The sequence below is a fragment of the Thermomonas sp. genome (genome assembly GCF_020850895.1).
Lineage (GTDB): Bacteria > Pseudomonadota > Gammaproteobacteria > Xanthomonadales > Xanthomonadaceae > Thermomonas.
This window is the reverse complement of sequence record NZ_JADZDS010000078.1, coordinates 23,866-36,166: the sequence shown is the minus strand read 5'-3', so window position 1 is coordinate 36,166 and position 12,301 is coordinate 23,866. Positions and strand designations below refer to the sequence as shown.

Genomic DNA, 12,301 nt, shown 5'->3' with positions numbered 1-12,301 from the left:
TCCTAGCGTGAGCGACAACCACCGGTGGCGATGTTCTCGCGGTCACCATCGTCATAGAGGATGTCGATCCGCGTGCCATTCCTGCTGACGCCGGTGATCTTGCCCGCATACCAAATCGTGCCGCCTTGCCATCGACACTCTACGCGCGTGCCCAGTGTCCAGGTGTAGGGACGGACGAGTTTGCTTGACAGCGTTTCGCGCGTGCCGTCGTCATACAGGATGGTGATGTTGTCGCCCACGTGCGACTGCACCACGCCAGGGAACCAAAATTCGCCCCCGCGCCATCGCCCCAGCACCCAGTCACCACGCGATTGCGCCGCGGCCGACGCACAGGTCAGCACGCCGATTGCTACAGCCAGAAGTTTCACGTTCATATCACGTCTCCCCGAGTGCCGGAACGAGTGTCCAAAGGTGGACGTGGCCAGTGTATACCTGCCGCGGGCGTGGTCGCGGCGTGGATTAGGGCAACGCTGATGTAGTCGGCGTTGCCATGCCGACCATGGATGGTCGGCCGCGGATCGATCACCGAAGTGATTGATCCGCGTGAGCTGCGTCCGGGCATGCGCCGGACGCAGCGTGTGCTGACAAGTCCAGGAGGGACTTGTTCAGCACTGCCTCAGGCGTCGGCCTTGCTGAGCTTGAAGGCCGTCTCCAGCACCGTAAACAGGCGCTTGAACTCACCGGCCATCAATGCAAAGCGGGTCTCCAGTTCGGCGACGATGTCGTCATCGTTGCCGGCTTCGAGTTGATCTACCGCGCCGTCGAGCAATTTGAACTTGCGCACGATCAGGTCCTCGCCGATCACGAAGCTGACGTGGTCATCCAGGGTCAGCGCCAGCCGTGTTGCCTGCTTGCCGGATTCCAGGTGTTTGGCGATCTCGTCACCGGACAGGTCCATGCGCTGGATCTTCACCACCGCGCCGGTGTCGGTGGGATCGCGCAGTTCGCACTCATCGCCAAGCGCCAAGCCGTCGGGCAGCGGATCGCCGGCGATCCAGCCGGTCAGGATGGCGCGGGGCGCGACTTCGGCGTTCAGCGGCAGCGCGGGGAAGCTGCCCAGTGCGCGGCGCACTTCCGACACTGTGCCCTCCGCGCTCTTGCGTGATGAGGTGTCCACCGCGATCACGCCGAAAGCGGTGTCGATCAGCGCATCGGTGCGCACCGGCCGCACGAATGCACGCGGCAGCAGTTCGGTGACCAGATCATCCTTGATCCGCTTGCGGGTGCGGCCGCCGGGCTTGCGGCCTTCCTTTTCCTCGATCGCCGCCAGTTTCTTCTGCAGCAGGTCATTCACCACCGCGCCGGGCAGCAATTTGTCCTCGCCACCGACGGTCAGCCACAGCGCATCGTCACAGGCGTGCTGGAAGGCGGCGTGATGCTGGCCCATCGGCGGGATGAAGCCGCGCGAGGAAAGCTCCAGCGCGCCGACCGGCTTGAGCGCGCACTCGGTCAGTTGGGTTTCGAGGTCGGAAAGATCGAGCGAGGTGGGGAAACGGAACAGGGTGAGGTTGCGAAAGAACATTCGGGATTCCAGTATCGAGAGAGGCGCTGCGGACGCCTGAGGCTTGCCGCGACACGCCGTGAATCCATCCATGGAGGCTCATCGGCGACGTCCCTGTCGCCGATGGTCGCGGCAAGCCTCAGGCCTCCGCAGCACCCGCGGTGTCAGGCCTCCGCAGCGCCTGCGGTGATATCAACCTTCAGGCATCCACATCGCCTGTGGTCGAGGAGGACAGCCACGCATGCGCATCCGGCAGATCGCCGTCGCCGCGTTTGCCCAGCGCAAGAAAATCGAACAACTTGGGGTCGGAGAGTTGCGACGGGCGGATATCGCCCAGCGCCCGCGCCATGGTTTCGATGCGGCCCGGCGAGTCTTTCTCCCACTGCGCCAGCATCTTCTTGACCTGCTTGCGCTGCAGGTTGTCCTGCGAGCCGCACAGGTTGCAGGGAATGATCGGAAAACCCCTGGCCTCGGCGTACTGCTCGATATCGGCCTCGCGTACATAGGCCAGCGGCCGGATGACCACGTGCTTGCCGTCGTCACTCAGCAACTTCGGCGGCATCCCCGACAGCTTGGCGTGGAAGAACAGGTTGAGGAAAAACGTGTTGACCAGGTCATCGCGGTGGTGACCCAGCGCAATCTTGGTGTAGCCGTGTTCCTCGGCATAGGTATACAGCGCGCCGCGCCGCAGCCGCGAGCACAGTGAGCACATCGTCTTGCCTTCCGGGATCACCCGGGTGACGACCGAATAGGTGTCCTGCTCGATGATGTGGAAGTCCACGCCAATCGAATGCAGGTAGTCGGGCAGGACGTGTTCGGGGAACCCGGGCTGCTTCTGGTCGAGGTTGACCGCGGTGATGGAAAAATCGACCGGCGCCTTCTTCTGCAATTGCAGCAGCACGTCCAGCAGGGTGTAGCTGTCCTTGCCGCCGGACAGGCAGACCATCACCTTGTCGCCGTCTTCGATCATGCCGAAGTCGGCAATCGCACGGCCGACCTGGTGGCGCAGGCGCTTGGCCAGCTTGTCGGTCTCGCGCTTGGCTCGGGCGGCGGACTCCGAAGCGGACCGGGGCATGGAATCGAGAATCGGCAGAATGTTCATTCCCCGCCATTTTACCTGCGCCGGGCAAATGCCTGCGGTCGAAAGGCGCGCTATGCTCTGGCCATGGGCCGAATGCTCGAATCCAGTGAATTGGCCAAGCTGGCGCGGCTGGTGATGGAGCTGCGCGAGGAGCACCGCGATCTCGACGAGGCCATTGCCCGCCTGCAATCCGATTTGCAGTCCGATGAGCTGCTGCTCAAGCGGATGAAGAAACGCAAGCTGCGGCTGAAAGACCAGATCGCCTGGATCGACAACCTGCTGATCCCGGATGAGCCGGCATGATCCGGTAGCGGTGCGCTGATCGCCGCAAGCCGCATTCAGGTGCTTTCCACGGATGTGATGTCCTCTCGCCTCCTTGTTTCCCGCTAGACCTCGGGAAGCCGGCGTTCGCCGGTGTCAGCGAGAGTGGGTGATGAACAAGATTCCGTTGTGGAAAACCAGTCTCGGCGCCTTGTGGCTGGCCGTGGTGGGCTTGGCTTGGGCGCCGATGGCACTGGCGCAGACCAGTTCCGGCGCCATGCCGGACGGGCGTGGGCGGGTGGTGGCGTTGGCGACAGCGACTTATCACAGTTGCGCACTGCGCGCCGATGGCTCGGTGGCATGCTGGGGCGCCAATTGGGTGGGGCAGAGTTCGCCACCGACGCGCGGGTATTTCACCGCCGTGACGACGAGTTATGACCATAGCTGCGCATTGCAAGCCGACGGTAGCGCCGTTTGCTGGGGTAGCAATGCCTACGGCCAGTCCACGGTCCCTGCAAGAGAAACATTCATCGCGATCACGGCAGGCGATGGGCATACCTGCGGTCTTCGTGCTGCGGGCACCCTCTTGTGCTGGGGCCGGAATGACTATGGGCAAGCCACCCCGCCGTTGAGGGGGCGCTACGTCGCACTGGTCGCGGGCGACACCCATACCTGCGGCCTGCGCGCGGATGGCGTCGCTGAATGCTGGGGAAGCAACCTTGCGGGTGAATCCACGGTTCCCGGTGGTGAGGTGTTCACCGCGCTTGCTTCGACCTACATGCACACCTGCGGCCTGCGGGCGAATGGCACGTCGGTCTGCTGGGGCAATGCTGGCGGATACAATCCGCCTGCGACGCAGCCGTTCACCGCGCTGACCGCCGGCGGCAACCATACCTGCGGCCTTAGCCCCAGTGGCGCGGCGATTTGTGCTGGCGACAATACGTACGGTCAATCCCGCCCGCCCTCGTCTCGCATGAACCGCTTTACGGCATTGGCGGCAGGTTACCGACACACGTGCGCGCTCAATCAGAATGGCAATGTCGTTTGTTGGGGCGACAACAGCTACGGCCAACTCAATGTGCCGCGCGGTCCGTTCGGCATGGGCACCGTGGCTGCGGGCTACGCGCATGCCTGCGACCTGGATGCCGATGGCAGCCTGGTCTGTTCTGGCAGCAATGGCAGCGGCGAAGCCACGCCACCTGCGGGCAGCTTTGCCGACGTGGGTGCGGGCGGCGCTTTCAGTTGCGCCCGCAGTGCCGCCGGTACGCTCGCGTGCTGGGGCTTCAACGACAGCGGTCGCGCCAGCCCGCCCAGAGGCCAGTACGCTGACATGCGCGTTGGCAGCTTGGGTGGCTGCGCCCTGACTGGCGCAGGTGGCTACGGTTGCTGGGGGGCGAATACCTATGGACAAACCATGCCCTCGTACCTGCCGATCGGCATCGGTATGCATTACCGCCAACTCAGCCGGGGTTCTTTCCACGGATGCGGCATCGTCAATGATGGCAGCGCCCGCTGCTGGGGATACAGCGGCACGGGTGCCACTGCGGTGCCGGGTGGCAGCTGGCTTGCTATCGGCGAAGGCGACCAATTCAGCTGCGGCCTGCGCCCAAACGGCACCCTGGCGTGTTGGGGTGGCGCGATGGCGGCCACGCCGGTGCCCACCGGTGGCTTCAAGGCTCTGTCGGTCGGGGAGGAACACGCCTGCGCGATCCGCGACAGCGGCGAGTTGGCCTGCTGGGGCAGCAATACCTACGGGCAGGCAACGCCACCGGCGGGACGCTTCGTGCATGTCAGCGCGTCGTACAAGCAGACCTGTGCCGTGCGTGATGATGGCAGCCGGACCTGCTGGGGTGCGCCCTGAAGGAAGCGAGGTCGAGGCGCCAGCGGAAGGCACAAGGACGGGGCTTCGGCCCCGTCCTTGGCTTGTTCAATCCTCGGCGTCGACCGAGGTCATGGCCGGATGCTCGCCGGTGGTGCGCCCAGTATCCGGACTGATCTTCTCGATGGTGTGGCGCAGTTCGCGGCCCAGCACCACGCGGGCGTCCTTGACCCAAGCCTTCAGGCGATCGTCGAAGGCGAGCTTGCTGACTTCGTTGGACCAGACCAGTTTCATCTCACGCAGCTTCTGGATGAAGCTGCGGAACAGTGCCTTGTCGAAAAATTCCGGCGCGGTGTTGGCGTACAGCAGCGACAGTCGCTGCGCCGCAAGCTGGCACAGGCTCTCCAATTCGCCGGCGCCAAGCGTGCCGGAACCGTTCTTCACCAGCACGCTGATGGCGATGTAGTAGCGCTCGAAGGCCTGCTGCAGTGAATGCCCGATCGCGCGCAGGCGGAACACTTCATCAGTCTGGCCCGCGAAACGCTGCAGGATGCCGCCTTCATCGTCGCTGACCTGTTGCAACAAGCCTTCGCGGATGAACACCTCGATGGTGCGATCGATGCGCTCGGCAAACTCGTCTTCGTTCCAGGGCAGGAACAGCTCAGCCTGCAGGAATGGGTACAGCGAGCGACCGATCTGCTGCAGCTGGCGCCGGCCCATGCGACGGTTGTTCTGCAGGCAGACCGCGATCCACGCCGAGGCGGTGAACAAGTGCAGGACGTTGTTGCGGAAATAACTCAGCAGCACCGCCTTCTCGCCCTCCACCCCAAGCACGTCGCCGAGCGGGTGCGGGGTGCGCTCGATCAGGCCGATCTCCTCACCATGGGCGATGATCTGCTCTGGTGTGTGCGGCGTCACCGTCACCCAATCCGAATACGGCACGTCCGCCAACAGGGTCTTGGACAGCGCGATCTGCGCACGCAGGTCGGCTTCGCCCATCGCGTTCTTCGGCGTCGACAGCAGGGCCAGCGCCAGCAGGTTGATCGGATTGACGTCAGCGGCGCGGTTGACGTTGACCTGGATCCGCTGCGCCAGTGCGTCGATGGCGCTGGCGAACCAGCTCGGCTTGGCGTCATCGGGAATCGGTTGGCCGTCCCATTCGGCGGCGTGCTCGGCCAGCACGTCCTTGAGCTGGATGCGTTCGCCGAAGTTCACCACCACCTGGCCGTAGTTGCTGCGCAGCACCTTGGGGATGCCCAGCAGCACCCGCCAGATCGACTCCTTCTCCTTCGGCTTGCCGGACAGTTCGTCGAGATAACTGTTGCCCTCCATCAATTTTTCATAGCCGATGTAGACCGGCTGGAACAGCATCGGGCGGCTGGGTTGGCGCAGGTAGGCGCGCACCGTCATCGCCAGCGAGCCGCCCTTGGGCTGCAGCAGACGGCCGGTGCGTGAGCGCCCGCCTTCGATGAAGTATTCGATCGAATAGCCGCCGGCCACCAGCTGCGCCATGTATTCGCGGAATACCGCCGAATACAGCGCATTGCCCTTGAAGCTGCGACGGGCGAAGAACGCGCCGCCCTTGCGCAGCAGGGTGCCCAGCACCGGCAGGTTGAGGTTGATGCCGGCGAAGATGTGCGGCGCCACGATGCCGTGGGAGTAGAGCAGGTAGCTCAGCAGCAGGTAATCCATGTGGCTGCGGTGACTGGGCACGTAGATGACTTCGTGCCCGGGCGCGTCCCGCTTGAACTGGTCGAGGTGATGCACCAGCACGCCGCGGTAGATGCGGTTCCAGACCGAGGTCAGGAAGAAACTGGCCGAGCGCACCACCGTGTTCGAGTAATCGGCGGCGATTTCCCAGAAGTAGCCGTTGGCTTTCTTCCATGCAGCCGCTTGCTTGCCGCCCTCGCGCTTGGCCTGGTCGTCGATCGCCTCCTTGACCAATGGCGAGGACAGCACCTGGTCGGCCAACATGCGGCGGGTGGACAGGTCCGGCCCGATCACCACTTCGCGCACGCGCCGGAAGTGGGTGCGCAGCACGCGCGAGAGCTTGCGCACGGTGCGTTCGGCGTCGAGACCTTCGGCCACGCTGCTGCGCAGGGACACCGGCGCCGCGAACTGGACGAGGGTATCGCGGCCGTTCAGCAACACCGCCAGCAGGCGTCGGAAGCGGCCGACCAGGGCCCAGTTTTCCGAGAACAGCACGCTGAACCAGCCACTGGTGCGTTTGGGCGCCTGGCCCACGAAGATCGACACCGGCACCAATTGCACGTCCAGCGTCGGGTTGTCGCGATGCGCTTGCAGCAGCCGAGCCAGCGAGCCGGAATGGGTCCTGTGTTCGGCGCCCGGCAGCAGGCCCAAGGCATTGGAATGGCGGCGCGACAGCGCGACATACGCACGCTTGCGGCCCAGCAGATCGCCGGTGATTGGCTGCAGCGGTGCGGGCAGCCCGGATTCGCGGCAGGCGCGCTGCAGGATCAGCGCATTGGACAGGCCGTAATCTTCCAGCACGTAGCAGATCGGGCGTTCCGGATCGATCGTGACCTGCGCACCATTGCCGATATCGAGCTTGAGCCAGGGATCGAGCAGCCAACCCAACAGGCTCGCCCACAGGGGCGTGCGTGCCCTGATGGGCTGGGGTGCGGCAGCGTGCGCGGCGGCGGGATCTTCCGCGTTGCCAGTGCCTGTTGGCGGCGTGGATTCAGCGAGAAACCCGGGCAGCGGCAACGGCACCTCCGGTGTGGCCGGGGCGTTGGCCTCGCTTGCAGGGATCGTCTCGGTGCCGGACGACACTGGCGTCGTGGCGTTGGTCTGATCGAACAGACCCACCTGCTGGGGAGATTGGGGATCGGGCATCGTCTTCATTATGGCCGAGCGCCCCGCGTGGCGCTTCTGGCCGTGGGTTCAGGCCGCCACGGGAATTGCGACCGCGGTCACGGTTTTGGCGGTGGTGCGGCCGAGGGCACGGCGACGGCGGGCGGGCTGGCCAGCGAACGCCGCGCATCGGCCACGTAGTCGGCGAGGTACCAGTGCCCGTCGATGCGCACCACCGGGATGATGGCATCGACTGGCTGGCCGGCGAATTGGTATTGCAGGCGCAGCCGCGCGGTGTCACCGGTCTGCTGCAGCAGGCTCACCTGCGCGCTGCGCAGGCTGGCGTCGAAATCCAGGCCGTATTGCAGGCGCATCTGGGTAAGCAAGGTGGCGTAGAAGCGCGACAGCCGGGCGAGTCCGGCCGTCATTCCGAGCCGCGCAAGATCTGTCTTCGCGTGGCGACCGTCGATACCCGTGCGCGTGGCGGACGCAGCAAGTGCCGAGAACAGGTGTTGTGCGCGGTTCGGATCGGACAAGGGCGCGGCCAGCGCCCAATCGCCCAGTGCCATCATTGCCTGGTCGATGTGCTTGCGCTGTTCGTCGTTGTAGTCCGGGTCCTTTTGCAGGTAACTGCGACCGAACACGACCAGCGTCCGCACGGCTTGGTCGATGTCGCCATCGGCCCCAGCGAACTGGCGATGGAAGCTGTCCATCAGGCTGCGCGTTGCACCGGGCTCCTGCAATGCGGCAAGCATGCGCGGAATGTCGCCATCCAGCGGCAATTCCTCCAGTGGCCAGCGGCTGCGGCCAGCGCGCCAGGCGGTTTCCACCTGTGCGTGCAGCGCAGGCGGCAGGGCCACGTGCGCAAAGCCGGCACCGTCGCGCGCCAGCAGGCGGTCGCGCAGCACAAGCACGGCATCGACCGGGCGTTCGGCGGCGGCATTGCGCAGACCGGATGCATCGGTTGCGGCGGTTTCCGGCGTTGGTCGGCAGCCTGACAGCCAAGATAGGACCAACGCACCGCACAACAGCAGTGCAAATCGGGGCGCGGTTCGGAGGTGGTCCGGGCCGGTCATGCAAGCGAGTGTCGTGGCTGGGCGGGGCATCGCGCAAGCCGCTGCCGGATCAAGCAACGCACTCGGTGTTCAGCAGCCAAGGCTGGACGCCGCTCACTCGTTGCACTTGCCCTGCTCCATCGCCTGCAGGCGATGCGGGTAGTTGGCCTCCAGCAAGCTGCGCCAGTGTTGCCAGCCGGCGCGCGCAGCGGCGATCCGTTCGGGGGTAACGGATTTGTCGACGTGCACGTAGTGCAGGCCGAGATAATCGATGCCGGCGTTGAGCAGGGCGGCGCGCATATTGTCGATGTTCTGCTGGCCGTCATCGACCAGCACCACGCGGTCGTAGTGGATGCGCAGTTCGCGGAACAGATCGAGCAGGACCTTGCCCTTGTCCTGCCCGGTGGTCATGAACAGGCCCTGGTCGTAGACCACCCGCATCGGCTTGGCGTCGGGCGCTTTGCGGAAATCCCAGCTGCGACCTTCGCTGATGCCGCCAAGCATCGCCGGGAGTGCGTAGCCCGCGCTGGCCAGCGTGCGCAGGGTGCCACCGCGGTAGAACGCGCTGCGCGAGGTCAGCAGCAGCTTGTCGGCATGGATGGCATTGATCAGCGCGGGGCCATCGGGCTGGGTCGGCAACTGGGTGCCGGCTTCGTAATTGAGGGCGATCAGGGAAAAGATGCAGGGCAGCTTGTCCGGGTCGCTGGCAGGCAGTTTGCTCTGCCATTCGTACCAGGTGTCGCTGCCGTAGAAGCCCTCCGAGGTCAACAGGGTGTCGTCGATGTCGAGCACCAGCAAGGTGCGTGCGTGGCTTTCCGCAAACGCCGGTGCGACCGCTGCAAGATCGGTGATATCGCGCACCTCGGAGGCCGCGGCATCCGGGCGCAGCGCCGGCGCGGTACAGGCCGTGAGCAGGGTGACGAGGACGACGGCGAGCAGGCGGCGCATGGGTCGACTCCAGGGTTTGCTTCCCGCAGTGTAGCGAGTCGGCGCGGGCGGTCCTATTTGGCCAACAATGCGCGAATATCCTCGATCGCCATGCGCCGGCGTTCGTTTTTCTGTTCGGCGTCGGCCTCCGGATCGGCACCGTCACGCTGCAGTTCCGCGGCCGGCAGTTCGTCGATGAAGCGGCTCGGCTGCAGCCGCAGTTTGTCGCCCCAGCGCTGGGCTTCCTTCGCATGTGACAGCCACAAGCGTTCCTTGGCGCGGGTGATGCCGACGTAGAACAGGCGGCGCTCCTCGTCGAGGCGGCCTTCTTCAATGCTCGCCTCGTGCGGCAGGTTGCCGTCTTCCACGCCGACGATGAACACGAAGCGGAATTCCAGCCCTTTCGCCGCATGCAAGGACATCAGCCGGACCTGGTTGCCGGCATCGCCCTTGTCGGCATGCGACAGCAAGGCCAGCGCGGCGGCAAGGTCACCCGGTCCAGAGGTCTTCGGGCCATCGAACCAATCCGCCAGTTCGTCGAGATTGCGTCGACGTGATTGGAATTGCGCATCGCCCTTGCATTGCGCACGCAGCGCAGTCAACAAGCCGGAGTCTTCGTTGAGCTTGCGCACCAGTTCGGCAGGCGGCAACACATGCGCGGCCTTGCGCAGGCTGTGGACGATATCGTTGAAGCCTTGCAGGGCATTGCCCGTACGCGCGGGCAATTGCTTGCACAGGCTGATCGATTCGGCGGCGCGTGCCAGCGGCAGGTGCGCGTGCGCGGCCATTTCGCCGAGCTTGGCCAGTGTCGTGGCACCGACGCCACGGTTGGGCGATTGCACCGCGCGCAGGAAGGCGGCGTCGTCCTCGGGATTGGCCAACAGCCGCAGCCAGGCCAGCGCGTCCTTGACCTCGCCGCGGTCGAGGAAGGCGGTGCCGCCGGACAGGTGGTAGGGAATGCGCAGCAGTTGCAGCGATTTCTCCAGCGCGCGGCTCTGGTGGTTGCCGCGGAACAGGATGCAGAAGTCGCTCCACGGCGGAACGTCATCGACGACGGCGTGCTTGCGTGCAGTGAACTGGATCTCGGCGGCGACCTTGTCGGCCTCGTGGCCGGCATCGCGACATTCCCAGACGCGGATGCGCTCGCCGTCGGCGGCGTTGCTCCACAGGGTCTTCGGATGTTCGTGCGGGTTGTGCGCGATCAGCGCATTGGCGGCGCGCAGGACGCGGCTGGAGCAGCGGTAGTTCTGCTCCAGCTTGATGATGCGCAGCGCCGGATAATCGCTGCCCAAGGTCATCAGGTTGTCGGGATTGGCACCGCGCCATGCGTAGATGCTCTGGTCGTCATCGCCGACGCAGGTGAACTGGCCCGCCTCGCCCGCAAGCGCCTTCAGCAGGCGGTACTGGGCGTCATTGCTGTCCTGGCATTCGTCGACCAGCAGGTAACCGATGCGCTCACGCCAGCCGGCCCGCGCCTCGTCATCGGATTCGAGCAACTGCAATGGCAGCCGGATCAGATCGTCGAAATCCACCGCATTGAACGACGCCAGCCGCTGCTGGTAACGCGCATACAGCGCCGCTGCTTCACGTTCGCGCGGGCTGCGTGCGGCTTCGAGCGCCTGCTCGGGCGACAGCGCCGCGTTCTTGGCGCGGCTGATCAATTGCTTCATCGCCTCGATCACATCGGGCTTGCTGCCGGCGGGCAGCAGGTCCTTGATCTGGGCGCTGGAATCGTCGGCGTCGAAGATCGAGAAGCCGCGCCGCAGGCCGAGCTTGGCGTGCTCGATCTGCAGGATCTTCAGGCCCAGCGCGTGGAAGGTGCAGACAGTGAGTTCCTGCGCGGCCTCGCCCTTGATGCGCCGGGCCACGCGCTCGCGCATCTCGCGCGCGGATTTGTTGGTGAAGGTGATGGCGGCGATACGCTTGGCCGGATAGCGCCCGGACTGCACCAGGTGCGCGATCTTCTCGACGATGACGCGGGTCTTGCCGCTGCCGGCGCCGGCCAGCACCAGCAGCGGGCCTTCGACATGGAGGACGGCCTGTTGCTGCGGAGGGTTGAGGCCGTGCAGGGCAGCGTGGTGCATGCGGCCATTGTCGATGCTGGCTGGTCGCGGTTCCAGCCTTGTGCGCGGGTAGAATCCGTGCATGGCCAAGCTCTATTTCTACTTCTCGGCGATGAACGCCGGCAAGACCACGACCTTGCTGCAAAGCGCCTACAACTACCGTGAGCGCGGGATGCGGGTGGCGATCCTGACCCCGCGGCTGGACGACCGCGCCGGGGCCGGCACCGTGGCCTCACGGATCGGTCTGCGTGCGCCGGGCATCGTGTTCGAGCGCGAGACCGACCTGCAGGCGCTCGTTGAGGCCGACATCGCCGCCCATGGTCGTCTGCACTGCGTACTGGTGGACGAAGCGCAGTTCCTCACCAAGCCGCAGGTCTGGCAGCTCTCCGAAGTGGTCGATGTGCTGAAGATCCCGGTGCTGTGCTACGGGCTGCGCACCGATTTTCGCGGCGAGTTGTTCGAAGGCAGCCAGTACCTGTTGGCTTGGGCCGACGAGCTGTCGGAGATCAAGACCATCTGCCACAGTGGCAAGAAGGCCACCATGAACATGCGGGTGGATGAAAGCGGTCGTGCAGTGTGCGACGGTCCGCAGGTGGAGATCGGCGGCAATGAGCGCTACATCTCGGTGTCGCGTGCCGAATTCAAGAAGGCGCTACGCGGCGAAGGCACCATCGAGCCGCTGCAGGTGCCACTGCCCCTGGAATGAACGTCAGTCATGGGCTGCCTGTGGCCATGCACTGATCGACCGCTGGTGTCTGGAGCGTGTTGGCCAAGCTTGCT

10 protein-coding genes are annotated in these 12,301 nt (G+C 65.2%); 3 read left to right on the top strand and 7 right to left on the bottom strand.

Annotation, left to right across the window (positions count from 1 at the left end; genetic code table 11):
• Nucleotides 1-2: 2 nt before the first annotated feature.
• The 3 genes from IT472_RS07260 to ttcA form a co-directional block, all read right to left on the bottom strand.
• Complete coding sequence (locus IT472_RS07260) at nucleotides 3-374, bottom strand: hypothetical protein (RefSeq protein ID WP_297180401.1); 372 nt, start codon at nucleotides 372-374, stop codon at nucleotides 3-5.
• 242 nt (nucleotides 375-616) lie between these two features.
• Nucleotides 617-1,522 (bottom strand): recombination-associated protein RdgC, encoded by a 906-nt coding sequence (locus tag IT472_RS07255; RefSeq protein WP_297180399.1) that lies wholly within the window; start codon nucleotides 1,520-1,522, stop codon nucleotides 617-619.
• Between the two features lie 178 nt (nucleotides 1,523-1,700).
• A complete protein-coding gene (gene ttcA / locus IT472_RS07250; protein WP_297180460.1) occupies nucleotides 1,701-2,576 on the bottom strand; it encodes a tRNA 2-thiocytidine(32) synthetase TtcA in 876 nt (291 codons plus the stop codon).
• Between the two features lie 90 nt (nucleotides 2,577-2,666).
• Between ttcA and IT472_RS07245 the strand changes: the two genes are divergently transcribed.
• Entirely contained in the window at nucleotides 2,667-2,885 is a 219-nt protein-coding gene (locus tag IT472_RS07245; RefSeq protein ID WP_343231818.1) for a YdcH family protein, read from the top strand.
• Between the two features lie 130 nt (nucleotides 2,886-3,015).
• A complete protein-coding gene (locus IT472_RS07240; protein WP_297180397.1) occupies nucleotides 3,016-4,704 on the top strand; it encodes a hypothetical protein in 1,689 nt (562 codons plus the stop codon).
• Nucleotides 4,705-4,770: 66 nt separating this feature from the next.
• Here the strand turns inward: IT472_RS07240 and plsB are convergent, their stop codons facing one another.
• The 4 genes from plsB to IT472_RS07220 all read right to left on the bottom strand — a co-directional run bounded on the left by plsB (nucleotide 4,771) and on the right by IT472_RS07220 (nucleotide 11,527).
• Entirely contained in the window at nucleotides 4,771-7,518 is a 2,748-nt protein-coding gene (plsB, locus tag IT472_RS07235; RefSeq protein ID WP_297180395.1) for a glycerol-3-phosphate 1-O-acyltransferase PlsB, read from the bottom strand.
• A 77-nt stretch (nucleotides 7,519-7,595) separates the two neighbouring features.
• The gene (locus IT472_RS07230; protein WP_297180393.1) at nucleotides 7,596-8,552 is read right to left on the bottom strand and encodes a hypothetical protein; all 957 of its coding nucleotides are present in this window, start codon (nucleotides 8,550-8,552) and stop codon (nucleotides 7,596-7,598) included.
• A 93-nt stretch (nucleotides 8,553-8,645) separates the two neighbouring features.
• Nucleotides 8,646-9,479 (bottom strand): DUF2608 domain-containing protein, encoded by an 834-nt coding sequence (locus IT472_RS07225; RefSeq protein ID WP_297180391.1) that lies wholly within the window; start codon nucleotides 9,477-9,479, stop codon nucleotides 8,646-8,648.
• A gap of 53 nt (nucleotides 9,480-9,532) precedes the next feature.
• The gene (locus tag IT472_RS07220; RefSeq protein WP_297180458.1) at nucleotides 9,533-11,527 is read right to left on the bottom strand and encodes a UvrD-helicase domain-containing protein; all 1,995 of its coding nucleotides are present in this window, start codon (nucleotides 11,525-11,527) and stop codon (nucleotides 9,533-9,535) included.
• 76 nt (nucleotides 11,528-11,603) lie between these two features.
• Here IT472_RS07220 and IT472_RS07215 point away from each other — a divergent pair, with 76 nt between their 5' ends.
• Entirely contained in the window at nucleotides 11,604-12,227 is a 624-nt protein-coding gene (locus IT472_RS07215) for a thymidine kinase (protein WP_297180390.1), read from the top strand.
• Nucleotides 12,228-12,301: the final 74 nt, after the last annotated feature.

Excerpts from the sequence above, each read along its gene's own strand:
- IT472_RS07260 (WP_297180401.1), bottom strand. The coding sequence starts at position 374 with ATGAACGTGAAACTTCTGGCTGTAGCAATCGGCGTGCTGACCTGTGCG.
- IT472_RS07255 (WP_297180399.1), bottom strand. The coding sequence starts at position 1,522 with ATGTTCTTTCGCAACCTCACCCTGTTCCGTTTCCCCACCTCGCTCGAT.
- ttcA (WP_297180460.1), bottom strand. The coding sequence starts at position 2,576 with ATGCCCCGGTCCGCTTCGGAGTCCGCCGCCCGAGCCAAGCGCGAGACC.
- IT472_RS07245 (WP_343231818.1), top strand. The coding sequence starts at position 2,667 with ATGGGCCGAATGCTCGAATCCAGTGAATTGGCCAAGCTGGCGCGGCTG.
- IT472_RS07240 (WP_297180397.1), top strand. The coding sequence starts at position 3,016 with ATGAACAAGATTCCGTTGTGGAAAACCAGTCTCGGCGCCTTGTGGCTG.
- plsB (WP_297180395.1), bottom strand. The coding sequence starts at position 7,518 with ATGCCCGATCCCCAATCTCCCCAGCAGGTGGGTCTGTTCGATCAGACC.
- IT472_RS07230 (WP_297180393.1), bottom strand. The coding sequence starts at position 8,552 with ATGACCGGCCCGGACCACCTCCGAACCGCGCCCCGATTTGCACTGCTG.
- IT472_RS07225 (WP_297180391.1), bottom strand. The coding sequence starts at position 9,479 with ATGCGCCGCCTGCTCGCCGTCGTCCTCGTCACCCTGCTCACGGCCTGT.
- IT472_RS07215 (WP_297180390.1), top strand. The coding sequence starts at position 11,604 with ATGGCCAAGCTCTATTTCTACTTCTCGGCGATGAACGCCGGCAAGACC.